The following is a 19,281-nucleotide window of genomic DNA, read 5'->3' on the forward strand; positions in this document are numbered from 1 at the left end:
CATCATGAGCTCACGGCTTGAATCCCTGCGCGAGTCATTGCTCGCGCAGTTCGGCGAACGCCTCCGGACAACGACGTCCGCGCTCGGCGAACTGACACTCGAAGTCGGTTCCGCCGACTACCACGACATTGCGCTCGCGCTGCGCGACCACGCGGACGTGCCGTTCGAACAACTGATCGACCTGTGCGGTATCGACTATTCGACGCATGCGACACGCTCGTCCGGCGCGCGCTACGCTGTGGTGTGCCACCTGATGTCGGTTGCGTCCAACCTGCGTCTTCGTCTGCGCGTGCTGATCCAGGACGACGATTTCCCGGTCATCGCGTCGGTGAACGACGTCTGGCCCGCCGCCAACTGGTTCGAGCGTGAGGCGTTCGACCTGTTCGGCATCATGTTCACCGGCCACGGCGACCTGCGCCGCCTGCTGACCGACTACGGATTCGTCGGCCATCCGTTCCGCAAGGATTTCCCGATTTCCGGTCATGTCGAAATGCGCTACGACCCGGATCAGAAGCGCGTCATCTATCAGCCGGTCAGCATCGCACCGCGCGAAGTCACGCCGCGCGTCGTGCGCGAAGAGAATTACGGGGACGTCGGTCATGGCTGAAATCCGCAACTACACGATGAACTTCGGGCCCCAGCATCCGGCGGCCCACGGTGTGCTGCGTCTGGTGCTCGAACTTGACGGCGAAGTCGTCCAGCGCGCCGATCCGCACATCGGCCTGTTGCATCGCGGCACCGAAAAGCTGGCCGAGACACGCACCTGGATCCAGAGCGTGCCGTACATGGACCGGCTCGACTACGTGTCGATGATGTGCAACGAGCACGCCTACTGCATGGCGATCGAGAAGCTGCTGCAACTCGAGGTGCCGGAACGTGCGCAGTACATCCGCGTCATGTTCGACGAAATCACGCGCATCCTGAACCACCTGCTTTGGCTGGGCGCGCATGCGCTCGACGTCGGCGCGATGACGGTGTTCCTTTACGCCTTCCGCGAACGCGAAGACCTTATGGACGCCTACGAGGCCGTGTCCGGGGCGCGTCTGCATGCGGCGTATTACCGTCCGGGTGGCGTCTATCGCGATCTGCCCGATTCGATGCCGCAGTACGAGCTGAACAAGTTCAAGAATGCCGATGCCATCAAGCGGCTGAACGAGAACCGCAGCGGTTCGATGCTCGACTTCCTGCAGGATTTCACCGACCGTTTCCCGCGCTACGTCGATGAGTACGAAACGCTGCTCACCGACAACCGCATCTGGAAGCAGCGCCTGGTCGACATCGGCATCGTGACGCCTGAACGCGCCAAGGCGCTCGGCTTCACCGGCCCGATGCTGCGTGGTTCGGGCATCGCCTGGGATCTGCGCAAGAAGCAGCCGTATGAAGTGTATGACCGCATGGATTTCGATATCCCGATCGGCACCAATGGCGACAGCTACGACCGCTATCTGGTGCGCATCGAGGAAATGCGCCAGTCCAACCGCATCATCCGTCAGTGCATCGACTGGCTGCGCGTCAATCCCGGCCCGGTCATCACCGACAACCACAAGGTGGCGCCGCCGTCGCGCGAAGCGATGAAGGGCAACATGGAAGAGCTGATCCACCACTTCAAGCTGTTCACCGAAGGCATCCATGTGCCGGAAGGCGAGTGCTATGCGGCGGTGGAACACCCGAAGGGCGAGTTCGGCATCTATGCGGTGTCCGACGGCGCGAACAAGCCCTACCGGCTGAAGATTCGCGCCCCCGGTTTTGCGCATCTGGCCGCGATGGATGAAATGTCGCGCGGCCACATGATTTCCGACGTGGTCGCCATCATCGGCACGATGGACATCGTGTTCGGCGAGATTGACCGGTAAGAGATCGATGAGTGATCGATGAGCATGGACAGAATGACTTTCACGCTGACTGAAGCGTCGTGCGCGGCGATCGACCGCGAAGTCGCGAAGTATCCCGAAGGCCAGGCCATTTCGGCCGTCATGGCCGGCCTGCGCATTGCGCAGGAACAGAATGGCTGGCTGTCGCCGGACGCGATCGAAGCGGTGGCGCAGCACCTACGCATTCCGCCGATGGCGGCGATGGAGGTGGCGACCTTCTACAACATGTACGACGTTAAGCCGGTCGGCCGCTGGAAGGTCACCGTCTGCACCAATCTGCCCTGTGCGCTGTCGGGCGGCGAGCAGGCGGCCGAGTACGTGCAGGAAAAGCTCGGCATCGGCTTCAACGAAACCACGCCGGACGGCCGGTTCACGCTGAAGGAAGGCGAATGCATGGGCGTCTGCGGTGACGCCCCGGCCATCATCGTCAACAACACGCGTCTGTGCAGCTGGATGACCCGCGAACGCATCGACGCCCTGCTGGACGAACTCAAATGAATGCCGCGACCGAACTGCCCGTGATCCTGCTTGCAGGACTGGATGGCGACCGGACCTGGGGTCTGGCCGACTACGTGAAGCGTGGCGGTTACGCCGCCCTGCGCAAGATTCTCGAAACCGGCATGACGCAGGAACAGGTCATTGCCGAGGTCAAGAAATCGGACCTGCGCGGCCGCGGCGGTGCAGGTTTTCCGACCGGGCTGAAGTGGAGCTTCATGCCGCGCCAGTTCCCGATGGACAAATACGTCGTGTGCAATTCCGACGAAGGCGAACCGGGCACGTTCAAGGACCGCGACCTGCTGCGCTACAACCCGCACATGGTCATCGAAGGCATGATCATCGCCGGTTTCGCGATGGGTTGCAGCCGCGGCTACAACTACATCCACGGCGAAGTGTGGACCTTGTACACCCGCTTCGAAGAGGCGCTCGCCGAAGCGCGCGCCGCAGGTTTCCTCGGCAGGAACATCATGGGCAAGGGCTTCGATTTCGAGCTGTTCGCCCACCATGGCTGGGGTGCCTACATCTGCGGCGAAGAAACCGCGTTGCTCGAATCGATCGAAGGCAAGAAGGGCCAGCCGCGCTTCAAGCCGCCGTTCCCGGCCAGTCACGGCCTGTACGGCAAGCCGACGACGATCAACAACACCGAAACCTTCGCGGCCATCCCGTGGATCATCGCCAACGGCGGCGAACAGTTCCTCGCGCTGGGCAAGCCGAACAACGGCGGCACCAAGATCTTCTCGGTGTCCGGTCACGTCAATCGTCCGGGCGTGTATGAAATTCCGCTCGGCACGCCGTTCGCCACATTGCTCGACATGTGCGGCGGCATGCGCGGTGGGCGCAAGCTCAAGGCGGTCATTCCGGGCGGCTCGTCGGCACCGGTGCTGCCGGCCGACGTCATGATGGACTGCACGATGGATTACGACGCCATCGCCAAGGCCGGCTCGATGCTGGGTTCAGGCGCGGTCATCGTGATCGACGAAAGCGCCTGCATGGTGAAGTCGCTCGAGCGCCTGTCCTATTTCTATCACGAGGAATCGTGCGGCCAATGCACGCCGTGTCGCGAAGGCACCGGCTGGCTGTACCGCATGGTGCATCGCATCGAGCACGGTCAGGGCCGTCCGGACGACCTCGATGTACTCGACAACGTCGCCACCAATATCGCCGGCCGCACCATCTGCGCGCTGGGCGACGCGGCGGCGCTGCCGGTCAAGAGCTTCATCAAGCATTTCCGCTCCGAGTTCGAATATCACATCGAACACAAGCGCTGCCTCGTCCCGGTCGACGTGCAGCGCGAAGGCAGCCGTATCTACGTGGACCACGCAGCATGCTAGAGATCGAAATCGACGGCCAGAAGCTGGAAGTGCCGGACGGCAGCACGGTGATGGACGCCGCCAACCGTCTGGGCGTGCACATTCCGCACTTCTGCTATCACAAGAAACTGTCCATCGCGGCCAATTGCCGCATGTGTCTGGTGCAGGTCGAGCGCGCGCCCAAGCCGTTGCCGGCGTGTGCCACGCCGGTCACCAATGGCATGAAGGTTCAGACGCATTCGGATCAGGCCATCACGGCGCAGAAGGGCGTGATGGAATTCCTGCTGATCAACCATCCGCTCGATTGCCCGATCTGCGATCAGGGCGGCGAGTGTCAGCTGCAGGATCTGGCGGTCGGCTACGGTGCCTCGGCGTCGCGCTATCAGGAAGAAAAGCGCGTCGTGTTCAACAAGAATCTCGGACCGCTCATTTCGACCGACATGACGCGCTGCATCCACTGCACGCGCTGCGTCCGTTTCGGTCAGGAAATCGCCGGCGTCATGGAACTGGGCATGGCGAACCGCGGCGAGCATTCGGAAATCATGGCCTTCGTCGGCCACACCGTCGATTCCGAACTGTCCGGCAACATGATCGACCTGTGCCCGGTCGGTGCGCTGACTTCCAAGCCGTTCCGCTACTCGGCCCGCACCTGGGAACTGTCCCGTCGCAAGACCGTGAGTCCGCATGACAGCCTCGGCACCAATCTGGTGGTGCAGGTCAAGCATGACCAGGTCATGCGCGTGCTGCCGCTGGAAAACGAAGAGGTCAACGAGTGCTGGATTTCCGATCGCGACCGCTTCTCGTATGAAGCGCTGAACAGCGATCAGCGCCTGACCAAGCCGATGATCAAGCAGGACGGTCAGTGGCTTGAAGTCGACTGGCAGACCGCGCTTGAATATGTCGCCAACGGGCTGCGTCGCGTAGCACGCGACCACGGCGCCGGCAAGATCGGCGTGCTGGCCGCGCCGTATTCAACCACCGAAGAACTGTATCTCGCCGGCCAGCTGGCACGCGGGCTGGGTGGCAATATCGATCACCGCCTGCGTCAGAGTGATTTTTCGCTCGACGGCAAGCTGTCCGGCGCACCGTGGCTGGGCATGAAGATCGCCGACGTGTCGAAGCTCGGCGCGGCCCTGGTGGTCGGCAGCTTCCTGCGCAAGGATCACCCGCTGATCGCCCAGCGCCTGCGTCAGGCCGCGCGCCACGGCACCAAGGTCAGCGCGCTGGGTGTCGACGGCAGCGACTGGCTGATGACATTGCACGAACGCATCACCGTTGCCCCGGCTGCGATGGCGGCCGAACTGGCCTCGCTGGTGCGCGCTGCAGCGCAGATCCGCAGCGTCGCCGTGCCGGCAGGCGTCGACGCCAGTCCGGTGACGGATGCCGGGCTGCGCATTGCGCAGAGCCTCATCGATGAAGGCGAGGGCGGTCGTGCGATTTTCCTCGGCTCGGTCGTGCAACAGGCGACCAACGCCGCCGCACTGCATGCACTGGCGCAGACACTGGCCGACATCACCGGCGCACGGTTCGGCTATCTGGTCGAAGCGGCCAACAGCGTGGGGGCGCAGGTGGTGGGCGCGCAATCGGGCCTGAATGCGCGCGACATGCTCGCGGCCGGTCTGCACGCCGTGGTGCTGCTCAATACCGAACCGGAGGTGGATTCCGCGAATCCGCCCGCCGCACTTGCAGCGCTGAAGGCAGCCGATACGGTCATCGTGATGTCGCCGTTCAGGACGGGTCTGGATTACGCCGACTGCCTGCTGCCGATTTCGCCCTTTACCGAAACGTCCGGCACCTATGTGAGTTGCGAAGGCCGCATTCAGAGCTTCCATGCCGTCGTGCGCCCGAGGGGTGACACGCGGCCGGCGTGGAAGGTGCTGCGTGTGCTGGGCAGCCTGCTTGAATTGCCGGGCTTCGATTTCGACACGTCGGAAGCCGTGCGTGACAAGGCGCTGTCCGGTGCAAGCTGCTGGCTGCCCGATGCGGCATTGGGCAATGTGGCGACCGGCGTCAGTCTGACCGGCGCCCCGGCGGCGACCGGGCTGCAGCGCGTTGCGGACTTCCCGATCTACCGCAATGACGCCACGGTGCGTCGTGCGCCCGCGCTGGCTGCCGCGCGCGACTCGGCGGTGCCGGTTGCCCGCATGCACAGCGCGACGGCTGCGCAGTTCGGTCTGGCGGCCGGCAAGCGGGTGCGCCTGCACGGAGCGGCGTCGTCCTGCGAACTGGATCTGGCACTCGATGACACGGTGCCGGCCGATTGTGTCCGTGTGGCGGCCGGCTGGCCGCAGACGGCAACACTGGGCAGCCTGACGGGCACCCTGACAGCGGAGGCGGTGTAATGGATGCGCTGCTGCAACCCGTGCAGGACCTGCTCGGCGCCGCCTGGCTGCCGGTATGGACCGTGGTCAAGATCTTCGCGATCATCCTGCCGCTGCTCGGCTGCGTGGCCTACCTGACGCTGGCCGAGCGAAAGATCATCGGCTGGATGCAGGTGCGCAATGGCCCGAACCGCGTCACCTTCTTCGGCATCAAGTTTCTCGGCGGTCTGGCGCAGCCGATCGCCGACGGCCTGAAGCTGCTGTTCAAGGAAATCGTGCTGCCGTCGGCATCGAGCAAGATGCTGTTCGTGCTGGCGCCGGTGCTCGCCCTTGCGCCATCGCTGGCCGCGTGGGCGGTGATCCCGTTCAGCGACGGCATGGTGCTGGCCGACATCAACGCCGGTCTGCTGTACATCATGGCCATCACGTCGATGGGGGTGTACGGCGTGATCATCGCCGGCTGGGCGTCGAATTCGAAGTACGCCTTCCTCGGCAGCCTGCGTTCCGCCGCGCAGATCGTCAGCTATGAAATTGCGATGGGCTTTGCACTGGTCACCGTGCTGATGGTGTCGCAGAGTCTGAATCTGTCGGACATCGTGCGCGGGCAGGGCGAAGGCATGTTCGCCGACATGGGTGTCGGCGTGCTGTCCTGGAACTGGCTGCCGCTGCTGCCGATGTTCGTCGTGTATTTCATCGCCGGCGTGGCGGAAACGAATCGCTCGCCCTTCGACGTCGTAGAAGGCGAGTCGGAAATCGTCGCCGGTCACATGATCGAGTACTCGGGCATGGCGTTCGCGCTGTTCTTCCTTGCCGAGTACGCGAACATGATCCTGATTGCCTGCCTCACGTCGATCATGTTCCTCGGCGGCTGGCTGTCGCCGGTGGGCTTCCTGCCCGACGGCATACTCTGGCTCGCCGCCAAGACCTCTTTCTGCCTGTTCTTCTTCCTGTGGCTGCGTGCGACGTTTCCGCGCTATCGCTACGACCAGATCATGCGTCTGGGCTGGAAGGTGTTCATTCCCGTCACCATCGTGTGGCTCGTGTTCATCGGCGGCTGGATGATGTCCCCGCTGTCGATCTGGAAGTGAAGGACGCGTCATGGGATCGATGAAAGACATGTTTGGCGGTCTGATGCTGACCGAACTGCTGAAGGGCATGGCACTGACCGGCCGTCATCTGTTCGCTCGCAAGATCACCATCCAGTTTCCGGAAGAGAAGACGCCGCAGTCGCCGCGTTTCCGCGGCCTGCACGCGCTGCGCCGCTACCCGAACGGTGAAGAGCGCTGCATCGCGTGCAAGCTGTGCGAAGCGGTGTGCCCGGCGATGGCGATCACGATCGAATCCGACCAGCGCGACGACGGTACGCGTCGTACCACGCGTTACGACATCGATCTGACCAAGTGCATCTTCTGCGGTTTCTGCGAAGAAGCCTGTCCGGTGGACGCCATCGTCGAAACGCGTGTGCTCGAGTATCACGGCGAGAAGCGTGGCGACCTGTACTACACCAAGCAGATGCTGCTCGCGGTCGGTGACCGTTACGAAGGTCAGATCGCCAGCGACAGGGAAGCGGACTCGAAATACCGCTGACGGGTGCCGGTCCGCGCGGTGCGCGGGCGGTGCTTCAGGGAACGGACAAGAACGACACATATAGATGATGGATTTCCATACCGCAGTCTTCTACTTTCTCGCCACGATTCTTGTGCTGGCGTCGCTGCGCGTGATCACCGCGCGCAACCCGGTGCACGCGGCGCTCTATCTCGTGCTGGCCTTCTTCACGGCGGGCGGCGTGTGGATGCTGCTGCGCGCCGAGTTTCTCGCCATCGCGCTGGTGCTGGTCTATGTCGGTGCGGTGATGGTGCTGTTCCTGTTCGTCGTGATGATGCTGGACATCAACATCGAGCGGCTGCGTGAAGGCTTCTGGGCGAATCTGGTGCCCGGTCTGATAGTGGCCGGCCTGATGCTTGCCGAAATGGTGGCCGTGCTCGGTGCGCGCTACTTCTCGGCGGCCGGTGCGCCGGCGCCGGAAGCGCCGGGAGCCGACTACAGCAACACCAAGGAACTGGGCCGCCTGATCTACACCGAGTACGTGTATCCGTTCGAGCTGGCGGCAGTCATCCTGCTGGTGGCCATCATCGCCGCCATCGCGCTGACGATGCGCAAGCGCAAGGACACCAAGTTCCAGGACCCGGCGAAGCAGATCGCGGTGCGTCGCGAAGACCGCATACGTCTGGTGTCGATGCCGGCCGAAAAAGACTGAGAAAAGAAGCGCACGACATGACATCACTGCTCTCCCTATCGCTGTCCCACTTCCTCGTGCTGGGCGCGCTGCTGTTCGCGATCAGCGTCGTCGGCATCTTCCTGAACCGGAAGAACCTCATCGTGCTGCTGATGGCGATCGAACTGATGCTGCTGGCGGTGAACATGAATTTCGTCGCCTTCTCGCATTACCTGGGCGATCCGTCCGGCCAGATCTTCGTTTTCTTCATCCTCACCGTAGCCGCCGCGGAATCCGCGATCGGGCTGGCCATCCTCGTGGTGCTGTTCCGCAATCTGAACACCATCCACGTCGATGATCTCGACAGCCTGAAAGGTTGAGCGACATGACCTCGATGCAAAAGCTCTATCTGCTCGTCCCGCTGGCACCGCTGATCGGCGCGATCATCGCCGGCCTGTTCTGCCGTGTCATACCGCGCTGGGTGGCGCACAGCGTCACCATCCTCGGCGTCGCCGTGTCGCTGGTGGCGTCGTGGGTCATCTTCCAGGACGTGCAGGCCGGCAACAGTTTCAACGGTGCGCTCTACACCTGGGCGACCAGCGGCAGTCTGACGATGGAAATCGGTTTCCAGATCGACAAGCTCACCGTGATGATGATGCTGGTCGTCAATTTCGTGTCGCTGATGGTGCACCTCTACACCATCGGCTACATGGCGGAAGACCCCGGCTACAACCGTTTCTTCTCCTACATTTCGCTGTTCACCTTCTCGATGCTGATGCTCGTCATGAGCAACAACTTCGTGCAGCTGTTCTTCGGCTGGGAAGCGGTCGGTCTGGTGTCCTATCTGCTGATCGGTTTCTGGTTCAAGCGCCCGACCGCGATCTACGCCAACCTGAAGGCCTTCCTGGTGAATCGCGTCGGTGACTTCGGCTTCCTGCTGGGCATCGGCCTGATCGCCGCGTATGCCGGCACGCTCAATTACGCCGAAGTGTTCGCCAAGCGCGAGGAGCTGGTCGCCATGACGGTGGCCGGCACCGACTGGCCGCTGCTGACCGCCGTCTGCATCTGCCTGTTCATCGGCGCGATGGGCAAGTCGGCCCAGGTTCCTCTGCACGTCTGGCTGCCGGATTCGATGGAAGGCCCGACGCCGATTTCCGCGCTGATCCACGCCGCGACGATGGTGACGGCAGGCATATTCATGGTGACCCGCATGTCGCCGCTGTTCGAGCTGTCCGAGACTGCACTGTCCTTCGTGCTGGTGATCGGCGCGACGACGGCGCTGTTCATGGGCTTCCTCGGCATCATCCAGAACGACATCAAGCGCGTTGTCGCCTACTCGACCCTGTCGCAGCTCGGCTACATGACGGTTGCGCTCGGCGTCTCGGCCTACTCGGCGGCGGTGTTTCACCTGATGACGCACGCCTTCTTCAAGGCGCTGCTGTTCCTCGGCGCCGGCTCGGTCATCATGGGCATGCACCACGATCAGGACATGCGCAACATGGGCGGCCTGTGGAAATACATGCCGATCACCTGGTTCACGTCGCTGCTCGGTTCGCTCGCGCTGATCGGCGTGCCCTTCCTGTCCGGCTTCTACTCGAAGGATTCGATCATCGAGGCGGTGCATTTCTCGACCATCCCCGGCGCGGGCTACGCCTACTTCTGCGTCGTTGCCGGTGTATTCGTTACCGCCTTCTATTCGTTCCGGATGTACTTCCGCGTGTTCCACGGCCCGGAGAACTTCGGCAAGGCGCATCACGACCATCACGATGCGCCCGCACACGACGCGAAGGCGACTCACGCCGCACACGATGATCACGCCCATGCGGCTCACGGTGACGATCACGCGGTGCACGACGACGACCACGCCGACGAACACCACGGACTGGCACCGGGCGAAAAGCCGCACGAGTCCCCCTGGGTGGTCTGGCTGCCGCTGGTGCTGCTGGCGATTCCGTCGGTCGGCATCGGTTTCTGGACGGTGCAGCCCATGCTGTTCGGCGACTGGTTCTCCGGAGTCGTCGAAGTGCTGCCGCAGCACGACACGCTGGCCGAACTCGGCCACCACTTCACCACGGCAACCGGCATGGCACTGCATGGCGTGACTGCGCTGCCGTTCTGGCTGGCGTTGGGTGGCGTGGTGCTGGCCTGGGTCATGTATATCGCGATGCCGTCGCTGCCGGGCCGCGTCGCGCCGCTCTTCCGCCCGATCAACACGCTGCTCGAAAACAAGTACTACTTCGACAAGTTCAACGAGGTGGTGTTTGCCGGTGGCGCGCGTGCGCTCGGTCGCGGCCTGTGGGCGGCCGGTGATCGCGCAGTGATCGACGGCGTGCTGGTCAATGGTTCCGCTTCGGCCGTCGGCGCCTTCGCGCGCATGGCGCGCGGCATCCAGACCGGTTACATCTACCGCTACGCTTTTGCAATGGTGATCGGCGTCTGCCTGTTGCTGTTGTGGAGGCTGGGCTTCAAGTGATGGGGTGCGGGCGGCGCAGCTGCCGCCTGCAGCGTGTGATTCAAGGGAGTGCTTCCGCACAGCGGGCCAGACCGGTCGCTGAGCAAGCCAGACAAATAAAGAAATGACCGATATTCCCCTTCTCAGTCTCGCCATCTGGTTGCCGATTGCCGGCGGCCTGCTGGTGCTGGCCAGCGGCGATGGCCGCAACGTCGCGTTCTCGAAGCTGATCGCACTCGTGACCGCGATCTTCGGCTTCCTGATCACGATTCCGCTCTACACCGGTTTCGATCCATCGAGCGCGTCGATGCAGTTCGTCGAGTTGATGCCGTGGGTGCGCGACTACAACATCAACTACCACCTCGGCGTCGACGGCATTTCGATGCCCTTCGTCATTCTGAACAGCTTCATCACGCTGCTGGTGATCATGGCGGGCTGGCAGGTGATCGAAACCAAGGTGTCGCAGTACAACGCGGCCTTCCTGATCATGTCGGGTCTGCTGAACGGCATCTTCTCGTCGCTCGACGGCATCCTGTTCTACGTCTTCTTCGAATCGTCGCTGATCCCGCTCTATCTGGTGATCGGCATCTGGGGCGGCAAGAACCGTGTTTACGCCGCGTTCAAGTTCTTCCTCTACACGCTGCTCGGCTCGCTGCTGATGCTGATCGCGCTGCTGTACCTGTTCCACAAGAGCGGCAGCTTCGCCATCCTTGACTGGCACCGCGAGCCGCTGGCGATGGCCGCGCAGTCGCTGATCTTCTGGGCCTTCTTCGCGAGCTTTGCGGTGAAGGTGCCGATGTGGCCGGTGCATACCTGGCTGCCGGACGCCCACGTCGAAGCGCCGACCGGCGGTTCGGCGGTGCTTGCGGCGATCGGCCTGAAGCTCGGCGCCTACGGATTCCTGCGCTTCTCCCTGCCCATCGTGCCGGATGCCGCGACCCATTTCGCACCGATCGTCATCGGCCTGTCACTGATCGCGGTGATCTACATCGGCCTGGTCGCGCTGGCGCAGACCGACATGAAGAAGCTCGTCGCGTATTCATCGATTTCGCACATGGGTTTCGTCACCCTCGGCTTTTTCATCTTCAATCCGCTCGGTGTCGAAGGCGCGCTGGTGCAGATGATTTCGCACGGCTTCGTGTCGGCTGCGATGTTCCTGTGCATCGGCGTGCTGTACGACCGCATGCACACGCGCAACATCGGTGACTACGGCGGCGTCGTGAACACCATGCCCAAGTTTGCGGCCTTCTTCCTGCTGTTCGCGATGGCCAACGTCGGGCTGCCGGCGACGTCCGGTTTCGTCGGCGAATTCATGGTCGTGCTCGGCGCACTGCAGTTCAACTTCTGGACCGGCTTCGCCGCTGCGACCACGCTGATCCTCGGAGCGGCCTACACGCTGTGGATGTACAAGCGCGTCATCTTCGGCGCGGTCGCCAACAGCCATGTTGCCGAACTGAAAGACATCAACGCCCGCGAAATGCTGATCCTCGGCGTTCTTGCCGCATGCACCCTGGCCATGGGCATCTGGCCGCAACCGGTGACTGAAATCATGCACGCGACCGTGAACCAGCTGCTGGGACACGTTGCCGTTGGCAAGCTCTGACGGACACACAGAATGAACTTCCCACTGCCTGACCTCTATCCCGCATCGGCCGAAATCTTCGTGCTGGTGATGGCCTGCGTCGTGTTGCTCGCCGACCTGTTCAAGTCCGAGCGCCAGAACTGGCTGCCCTACATCCTCACGCTGAGCACGCTGGTCGGCGCCTTCGTCATCCAGGTGGCGACGGCCGGCGCGGACACGACGCTGACCTTCAGCGGCATGTTCGTCGACGATCGACTGTCCGATGTTCTGAAGAGCTGCCTGTATCTGACGGTGTTCGCAGTCGTCATCTACAGCCGTGGCTACCTCGAAGTGCGCGGTATGGAACGCGGCGAGTACTACCTGCTCGTGCTGTTCGCCACGCTGGGCATGCAGGTGATGATTTCCGCCAATCACTTCCTGACGCTCTATCTCGGCCTCGAACTGCTGTCGCTCGCGCTGTATGCGCTGGTGGCGCTCGACCGCGACTCCGCACGCTCGACCGAAGCGGCGATGAAGTATTTCGTGCTCGGCGCGCTGGCTTCGGGCCTGCTGCTGTACGGCATGTCGATGGTGTATGGCGCGACCGGAACGCTCGAAATTTCGGCCATCGCACGCAAGTTGTCCGACCCCACCACCAATATGGAAGTGCTGCGCTTCGGCCTAGTGTTCCTGGTCGCCGGTCTGGCGTTCAAGATCGGCGCCGTGCCGTTCCACATGTGGATTCCCGACGTCTATCACGGCGCGCCGACGCCGATCACGCTGCTGATCGGTTCGGCGCCCAAGCTGGCCGGATTCGCGATGGCGATCCGCCTGCTGGTCGACGGTCTGCCCACGCTGGCCGATGAATGGCAGCAGATGCTGATGCTGCTGGCGGTGCTGTCGATCGCGCTCGGCAACATCGTCGCCATCGCACAGACCAATCTGAAGCGCATGCTGGCCTATTCGACCATTTCGCACATGGGCTTCATGCTGCTCGGTCTGGTCAGCGGTGTCATCGAGCTGCGCGCGTCCGGCGACATCCACCTTTCGTACGCCTTCGGCAGCGCGATGTTCTACACCATCGCCTATGTGCTGATGAGCGCCGCCGCCTTCGGCGTGCTGCTGCTGCTGACCCGTGCCGGGGTCGAAGCCGAGGAACTGGACGACCTGAAGGGACTGAACAAGCGCAGCCCGTGGTTCGCCGCAGTGATGATGATGGTCATGTTCTCGATGGCCGGCATCCCGTTCTTCATCGGCTTCTTCGCCAAGCTGGCCGTGCTGCAGGCGGTCGTCGCAGCGGGTTATCTGTACGTCGCGGTGTTCGCGGTGATGATGTCGCTGATCGGCGCCTATTTCTACCTGCGCGTCGTCAAGCTGATGTACTTCGATGCGCCGCAGGATGAAGCCCCCATCGTGGCATCAACCGAAATGCGCGCGCTGCTGTCGGTCAATGCACTCGCGATCGCACTGATCGGGCTGATGCCGCAGTCCTTGCTGTCGCTATGTGCCTCCGCCCTGGGGCAGACGCTGAAGTAATGAAGGATCCCCTGATCGAAACCACGGTGGACAGCCGTCAGGTTTACGACGGCGTGCTGCTGAAGGTCTATCAGGATCAGGTGGCGCTGCCGGATGGCACGCAGGCGGTGCGCGAGTACATCCGCCATCCCGGGGCCGTGGTGATCATCGCGGTGCTGCCGGACGGCAACATGCTGTTCGAACGCCAGTTCCGCTACGGCCCGCGGCGCACCTTCATCGAATTTCCCGCCGGCAAGATCGATCCGGGCGAGCCGCCTGAAAAGACGGCCGTGCGCGAACTGCGCGAGGAAACCGGTTACGAAGCCGACGTCTGGATGCATCTGGGCACGATGCATCCGTGCATCGGCTACTCGGATGAAAGGATAGAAATCTTCCTCGCGCGTGGTTTGCGCCAAGTCGGCGCCAATCTCGACGCAGGCGAGTTCCTCGAGGTACTTCCACTGTCTCTCGACGCCGCGATGTCCGCCGTCTGGCGCGGCGAGTTGACGGATGCCAAGACGCTGTCGGCCCTGATCTGGGCGCAGCGGGTGTTCCGTCAGGGCTTCTAGCCCGGGTTCGAGACTACGCAGGCGTCGGCACAACGCTGCCGACAGCAAGCCGCACCATCATCGCATCGGCAATGCGCGAAATCGGCTGGTCCTGACAATGCGCCAGAAAGGCGCTTGCCGCACCCAGCCCCGGAATCTCCAGGTCGGGTGACACTTCCAGCAGCGGCAGCAGTACGAAGGCACGCAGATGCGCGCGCGGATGCGGCACGTTCAGCGTGTCGGTGCTGATCTGCCGGTCGTCGTACAGCAGCACGTCCAGATCAAGGGTGCGCGGCGCGTTCAGGAATTCACGCACGCGACCGTGCGTACGTTCGATGGCGAGCAGCGCGTCCAGCAACGCCTGCGGTTCAAGTGTGGTGCGCACGCGCGCAATGGCGTTGATGAAGTCGGGCTGGTTGTCGTAGCCGATCGGCGCCGTGCGGTACAGCGACGAGCGGCGCTCCAGCGTGATGCCGGGCGTGGCGGCGATTTCATCGAAGGCGGCCAGCACCTGCGTTTCCGGATCGGCGAGATTGCTGCCCAGACCGATGTGGGCAATGCTGTCGCGGCTCATGGCGTGTACTTTTCAGGTTCAACGGATCGGCGGACTTTAGCACTGCTGCGCGCTGGGGCCCGGCCGGACTGCCCGCTGCGACATCGGTCTGCTCCGGCGCCGGGGCGCTGTAGCCGGCATGCGGATCAGCCTGCCACCGAACAGGCGCACCGCCGCCGTGGTGTCATACACGCGAGCGCATCAGGCGCGCCTTTTCGCGCTCCCAGTCGCGTTCCTTCTCGGTCTCGCGCTTGTCGAACTGCTTCTTGCCCTTGGCCAGTCCGATTTCCAGCTTGATGCGGCCGCGGGTGTAGTGCAGGTTCAACGGCACCAGCGTGTAGCCGGCGCGCTCGACCAGGCCGATCAGCTTGCTGATCTGTTCGGCGTGCAGCAACAGCTTGCGGCTGCGCGTCGCGTCCGGATGGATGTGGGTCGAGGCGGACAGCAGCGGCGACACATGCATGCCGATCACGAACACCTCTTCGCCCTTCAGCACGACATAGGCCTCCTTCAGCTGCGTGCGGCCGGCGCGGATGGCCTTGACCTCCCAGCCTTCCAGCACCAGCCCGGCCTCGAAGCGTTCTTCGATGAAGTAGTCGTGAAACGCTTTCTTGTTTTCGGCGATGCTCATGTGGTGTAACCGGTGACCGGGGAATCTGCTGCAGTGGCTTGAACGAGAGGCTGCGCGGGAGGACGCTGCACAGCTAGAATTGCGATTTTACCTTCTGAAGACATGGCCGAAGTCCGAAAAACCGTGCTCATCGAGCGCAGCGCGGAACAGATGTTCAGGCTGGTCGACGGCGTAGAGCATTACCCCGAGTTCCTGCCCTGGTGCGGCGGCAGTGAAGTCATAGAGCGCACCGACACGCTGACGCGCGCGCGGATCGACATCAACTACCATGGGGTGAAGGCGCATTTCGCGACCGCCAATGCCAAATCCTTCCCGCACAGCATGACCATACGTCTCGTCGAAGGGCCCTTCAAGTCGCTCGACGGCACCTGGGCCTTCACACAACTGGGCGATGTGGCGTGCAAGATCGAATTCAACCTCCGATACGAGTTTTCCAGCCGCCTGATCGAAAAGGTGGTCGGCCCGGTGTTCAGCCACATAGCGAACACCTTCGTCGAGGCTTTCGTGAAGCAGGCGGATCGCATCTACGGCAAGGAGGCCTGACGTGAGTGCAAGCATCCGTGTCCAGGTCATTTACGCCTTGCCCGAGCGGCAGGACCTCGTGACCATCGAATTGCCCGAAGGGGCCACGGCCGTGCAGGCGGTCGAAGCGTCCGGTCTGCTGCAGAAGTATCCGGACATCGATCTCGCGCGCAACAAGCTCGGGGTGTTCGCGAAGCTGGTCAAGCCGGATCAGTTGCTGCGCGACCGTGACCGGGTGGAAATCTACCGCGCGCTGATCGCCGATCCCAAGGAAGTGCGCCGTCAGCGTGCAGCCGAGGGCAAGGTGCTGAAGAAGGGCGGTGGCGAGCGGGGCGGAGAGGCTGAAACGGCAGCCTGAGCGCGTCGGACGACCTTTGCCGCTACTTGCACCACTCCGACACCGACTGCTGCGCGTCGGCGGTTTCCGTCGCCCGCGTCGCGTCGTCGATGAACTCGCGTTCGCCCTGAGCGTTGTAGCGCACGATCCGCTGACCGGACTGCAATGCCGCAAGCTTGTTGCGCGCCCGCGTGCAGTTGGCGTCGGCCTTTTCCTTCTCAGCCCTTTCCTTTGCTGCCTTGGCTTCTTCGGCGGCTGCCGCCTCACGCCGCTGCTGAAAGCTCTGCAGCTTCTCCTGCAGATTGCTGTTGGAGGTGTCAGCCGCGGGCGGCGCGACCTTCACGTCCTTGCGGATGGCTTTTGCACCGGGCGGCGGGCTGTCCGAAAACACCGGATTGCCGTTTGCGTCCTTGTACTGATAAACCTGCGCGGTCGCGAGCAGCGGCAGACACGCCAGGGCGATGAACGCCAGTCGAAGATACACGTCAGAAACTCCTGCCCGAAATGCTTGAGGGTACTGCAGCGATCGCCTCCGCGCCTGCTGCAGCCAGCCGCGTCGAGCGGCGTATAATACGTTTTTGACAGATTGGAAAGTAGTCATGCGTGTTATCCAGAAGGCGCTGACCTTCGATGATGTGCTGCTCGTACCGGCACATTCGAGTGTTCTGCCACGCGATGTAAGCCTCAGTACCCGTATTTCCCGCAATATCCACGTCAATCTCCCCCTGCTGTCCGCTGCGATGGACACCGTCAGCGAAGCGCGTCTTGCGATTGCTCTGGCCCAGGAAGGCGGTCTCGGCATCATTCACAAGAACATGACGGCAAAAATGCAGGCCGCTGAAGTGTCGAAGGTGAAACGGTTCGAAGCCGGTGTGCTGAAGGATCCGATCACCATCTCTCCCGACATGACGGTTCGCGAGCTGCTCGGGTTGACACGCAGTCACCGCATTTCCGGTTTTCCGGTGCTCGACGGCCCGCGCGTGGTCGGCATCGTGACCAACCGCGACCTGCGTTTCGAAACCAATCTCGACCAGCCGGTGGCGCGCATCATGACGCCGCGCGAGCGGCTCATTTTCGTGCACGAAGGCGCTTCGCTCGACGAAGCGCGCACGCTGATGCACCGCAACCGCCTCGAACGTGTGCTGGTGCTCGGCGAAAACGACACGCTGCGCGGCCTGATCACGGTCAAGGACATGCTGAAGTCGACCGAACACCCACTGGCCGCGAAAGATCCGCATGGCCGGCTGCGCGTCGGCGCGGCCATCGGCGTCGGCGAAGGCACCGAAGAACGCGCTGAGGCGCTGGCCGAAGCCGGCGTCGATGTGATCGTCGTCGATACCGCGCACGGTCACTCGCAGGGCGTGATCGACCGTGTGCGCTGGGTCAAGCGCACCTTTCCGCATCTGGATGTGATCGGCGGCAACATTGCCACGGCCGATGCGGCCCGCGCACTGGTCGATGCGGGCGCCGACGGCGTCAAGGTCGGCATCGGCCCCGGTTCGATCTGCACCACGCGCATCGTGGCCGGTGTCGGCGTGCCGCAGATCACCGCGATCGACAACGTGGCCACCGCGCTGGCCTCGACCGACGTGCCGATGATCGCCGATGGCGGCATCCGCTTCTCCGGCGACATCGCCAAGGCGGTTGCCGCCGGTGCCAACGCCGTCATGCTGGGCGGCCTGCTGGCCGGCACCGAAGAGGCGCCGGGCGAGATCGAACTGTTCCAGGGCCGTTCGTACAAGTCCTACCGCGGCATGGGTTCTCTGGGCGCGATGCAGCAGGGTGCGGCCGACCGCTACTTCCAGGATCCGGCGTCGAATGCCGACAAACTGGTGCCCGAAGGCGTCGAAGGCCGCGTGCCGTACAAGGGCCCGGTGGTCAATGTGATCACCCAGTTGATGGGCGGCCTGCGCGCATCGATGGGCTATTGCGGCTGCTCGACGGTGGACCAGATGCGCAGCACCGCGCAGTTCGTCGAAATCACCTCGGCCGGCATCCGCGAGTCGCATGTGCACGACGTGCAGATCACCAAGGAAGCGCCGAACTATCACGTTGAATGAGGTGCAAGATTCAAGTTGCAAGGTGCAAGTAGGCGCCGCAACGACCTGATCCCAATCCTCCGGCGGGTCATTCGACCCGCCGTGTTTTTTCTTGAACCTTGTACCTTGAGCCTTGCACCTGCCATGCACCACAAGATCCTCATCCTCGATTTCGGCTCCCAGGTCACCCAGCTGATCGCGCGCCGTGTGCGCGAGGCGCACGTGTATTGCGAAATCCACCCGGCCGATGTGAGCGACGACTTCGTGCGCGGCTTCGGTGCGCAGGGCGTCATCCTGTCCGGCAGCCACATGTCGGCCTATGAGGAAGAAACCGACCGTGCGCCGCAGGCGGTGTTCGAACTGGGTGTGCCGGTGCTCGGCATCTGCTACGGCATGCAGACCATGGCGCAGCAGCTGGGCGGGCGCGTCGAGGCGGGCACGGTGCGCGAATTCGGCTACGCCGAAGTGCGCGCGCGCGGCCACACGAAGCTGCTCGACGGCATCGAGGATTTCCGCACCGAGCAGGGCCACGGCATGCTCAAGGTGTGGATGAGCCACGGTGACAAGGTGACCGAACTGCCGCCCGGCTTCAAGCTGATGGCGTCGACCGACAGCTGCCCGATCGCCGGCATGGCCGACGAGGCGCGCCGCTTCTATGGCGTGCAGTTCCACCCCGAAGTGACGCACACCGCGCGCGGCGCCGACATCCTGCGCAAGTTCGTGATCGACGTCTGCGGCTGCGCCGCCGATTGGATCATGGGCGACTACATCGAAGAGGCGGTGGCGCGCATCCGTGAACAGGTCGGCGACGAGGAGGTCATCCTCGGCCTGTCCGGCGGCGTCGATTCATCGGTCGCGGCGGCGCTGATCCACCGCGCCATCGGCGACCAGCTCACCTGCGTGTTCGT

The 19,281-nt window shown here is 63.2% G+C and carries 20 protein-coding genes; 17 read left to right on the forward strand and 3 right to left on the reverse strand.

All coding sequences use genetic code 11. From position 1 onward, the window contains the following. The first annotated feature begins 4 nt into the window (after positions 1 to 4). The 13 genes from NMQ16_RS11510 (at position 5) to NMQ16_RS11570 (ending at position 14,312) form a co-directional block, all read left to right on the forward strand. Entirely contained in the window at positions 5 to 607 is a 603-nt protein-coding gene (locus NMQ16_RS11510; protein WP_257080804.1) for an NADH-quinone oxidoreductase subunit C, read from the forward strand. Then, positions 600 to 1,853, forward strand: coding sequence for an NADH-quinone oxidoreductase subunit D (locus NMQ16_RS11515; protein WP_257080805.1), 1,254 nt, complete (start codon positions 600 to 602; stop codon positions 1,851 to 1,853). Before NMQ16_RS11510 ends, NMQ16_RS11515 begins: the two co-directional genes overlap by 8 nt. A gap of 33 nt (positions 1,854 to 1,886) precedes the next feature. Continuing rightward, complete coding sequence (gene nuoE / locus NMQ16_RS11520) at positions 1,887 to 2,369, forward strand: NADH-quinone oxidoreductase subunit NuoE (RefSeq protein WP_257080826.1); 483 nt, start codon at positions 1,887 to 1,889, stop codon at positions 2,367 to 2,369. Further along, complete coding sequence (gene nuoF, locus NMQ16_RS11525; protein ID WP_257080806.1) at positions 2,366 to 3,700, forward strand: NADH-quinone oxidoreductase subunit NuoF; 1,335 nt, start codon at positions 2,366 to 2,368, stop codon at positions 3,698 to 3,700. The genes nuoE and nuoF overlap by 4 nt, the downstream gene beginning before the upstream one ends. Further along, positions 3,694 to 6,021: an NADH-quinone oxidoreductase subunit NuoG gene (gene nuoG / locus NMQ16_RS11530; RefSeq protein WP_257080807.1), complete on the forward strand. Its 2,328-nt coding sequence runs from the start codon at positions 3,694 to 3,696 to the stop codon at positions 6,019 to 6,021. The genes nuoF and nuoG overlap by 7 nt, the downstream gene beginning before the upstream one ends. Continuing rightward, positions 6,021 to 7,088, forward strand: coding sequence for an NADH-quinone oxidoreductase subunit NuoH (nuoH, locus tag NMQ16_RS11535; protein WP_257080808.1), 1,068 nt, complete (start codon positions 6,021 to 6,023; stop codon positions 7,086 to 7,088). The genes nuoG and nuoH overlap by 1 nt, the downstream gene beginning before the upstream one ends. A 10-nt stretch (positions 7,089 to 7,098) precedes the next feature. Beyond that, positions 7,099 to 7,587 (forward strand): NADH-quinone oxidoreductase subunit NuoI, encoded by a 489-nt coding sequence (gene nuoI / locus NMQ16_RS11540; RefSeq protein WP_371132733.1) that lies wholly within the window; start codon positions 7,099 to 7,101, stop codon positions 7,585 to 7,587. Positions 7,588 to 7,654: 67 nt separating this feature from the next. Continuing rightward, positions 7,655 to 8,257 carry an NADH-quinone oxidoreductase subunit J gene (locus NMQ16_RS11545; RefSeq protein WP_257080809.1) on the forward strand — a complete coding sequence of 201 codons (603 nt, stop codon included), beginning with the start codon at positions 7,655 to 7,657 and terminating at the stop codon, positions 8,255 to 8,257. Between the two features lie 17 nt (positions 8,258 to 8,274). Further along, entirely contained in the window at positions 8,275 to 8,595 is a 321-nt protein-coding gene (gene nuoK / locus NMQ16_RS11550; RefSeq protein ID WP_069039998.1) for an NADH-quinone oxidoreductase subunit NuoK, read from the forward strand. Positions 8,596 to 8,600: 5 nt separating this feature from the next. Then, a complete protein-coding gene (gene nuoL / locus NMQ16_RS11555) occupies positions 8,601 to 10,688 on the forward strand; it encodes an NADH-quinone oxidoreductase subunit L (protein ID WP_257080810.1) in 2,088 nt (695 codons plus the stop codon). Between the two features lie 103 nt (positions 10,689 to 10,791). Continuing rightward, on the forward strand, positions 10,792 to 12,270 hold the full coding sequence (locus tag NMQ16_RS11560; protein WP_257080811.1) for an NADH-quinone oxidoreductase subunit M: 1,479 nt from the start codon (positions 10,792 to 10,794) through the stop codon (positions 12,268 to 12,270). Positions 12,271 to 12,282: 12 nt separating this feature from the next. Then, on the forward strand, positions 12,283 to 13,764 hold the full coding sequence (nuoN, locus tag NMQ16_RS11565; RefSeq protein ID WP_257080812.1) for an NADH-quinone oxidoreductase subunit NuoN: 1,482 nt from the start codon (positions 12,283 to 12,285) through the stop codon (positions 13,762 to 13,764). Further along, positions 13,764 to 14,312 (forward strand): NUDIX domain-containing protein, encoded by a 549-nt coding sequence (locus NMQ16_RS11570; protein WP_257080813.1) that lies wholly within the window; start codon positions 13,764 to 13,766, stop codon positions 14,310 to 14,312. The genes nuoN and NMQ16_RS11570 overlap by 1 nt, the downstream gene beginning before the upstream one ends. Positions 14,313 to 14,325: 13 nt before the next feature. On the opposite strand, the gene folK is transcribed toward NMQ16_RS11570, so the two are convergent. Together folK and smpB are read right to left on the reverse strand one after the other, a co-directional pair. Then, positions 14,326 to 14,865 (reverse strand): 2-amino-4-hydroxy-6-hydroxymethyldihydropteridine diphosphokinase, encoded by a 540-nt coding sequence (folK, locus tag NMQ16_RS11575; RefSeq protein WP_257080814.1) that lies wholly within the window; start codon positions 14,863 to 14,865, stop codon positions 14,326 to 14,328. Between the two features lie 163 nt (positions 14,866 to 15,028). Beyond that, positions 15,029 to 15,475 carry an SsrA-binding protein SmpB gene (gene smpB, locus NMQ16_RS11580; RefSeq protein WP_069040003.1) on the reverse strand — a complete coding sequence of 149 codons (447 nt, stop codon included), beginning with the start codon at positions 15,473 to 15,475 and terminating at the stop codon, positions 15,029 to 15,031. Between the two features lie 102 nt (positions 15,476 to 15,577). Between smpB and NMQ16_RS11585 the strand changes: the two genes are divergently transcribed. Both NMQ16_RS11585 and NMQ16_RS11590 read left to right on the forward strand, forming a co-directional pair. After that, positions 15,578 to 16,018, forward strand: coding sequence for a type II toxin-antitoxin system RatA family toxin (locus NMQ16_RS11585; protein WP_257080815.1), 441 nt, complete (start codon positions 15,578 to 15,580; stop codon positions 16,016 to 16,018). A 1-nt stretch (position 16,019) separates the two neighbouring features. Beyond that, entirely contained in the window at positions 16,020 to 16,355 is a 336-nt protein-coding gene (locus NMQ16_RS11590) for an RnfH family protein (protein WP_257080816.1), read from the forward strand. A 22-nt stretch (positions 16,356 to 16,377) separates the two neighbouring features. Here NMQ16_RS11590 and NMQ16_RS11595 read toward each other — a convergent pair whose 3' ends face one another. Then, positions 16,378 to 16,935 carry a DUF4124 domain-containing protein gene (locus NMQ16_RS11595; RefSeq protein ID WP_257080817.1) on the reverse strand — a complete coding sequence of 186 codons (558 nt, stop codon included), beginning with the start codon at positions 16,933 to 16,935 and terminating at the stop codon, positions 16,378 to 16,380. Between NMQ16_RS11595 and guaB the strand changes: the two genes are divergently transcribed. Together guaB and guaA are read left to right on the forward strand one after the other, a co-directional pair. Next, positions 16,934 to 18,394: an IMP dehydrogenase gene (gene guaB / locus NMQ16_RS11600; protein ID WP_257080818.1), complete on the forward strand. Its 1,461-nt coding sequence runs from the start codon at positions 16,934 to 16,936 to the stop codon at positions 18,392 to 18,394. The two genes, NMQ16_RS11595 and guaB, sit on opposite strands and share 2 nt — an antisense overlap. Positions 18,395 to 18,517: 123 nt before the next feature. Continuing rightward, the coding region (gene guaA / locus NMQ16_RS11605; RefSeq protein ID WP_257080819.1) for a glutamine-hydrolyzing GMP synthase at positions 18,518 to 19,281 on the forward strand (764 nt) is incomplete at its 3' end.

It is taken from the genome of Methyloversatilis sp. XJ19-49, from assembly GCF_024580145.1.
Taxonomy (GTDB): Bacteria; Pseudomonadota; Gammaproteobacteria; order Burkholderiales; family Rhodocyclaceae; genus Methyloversatilis.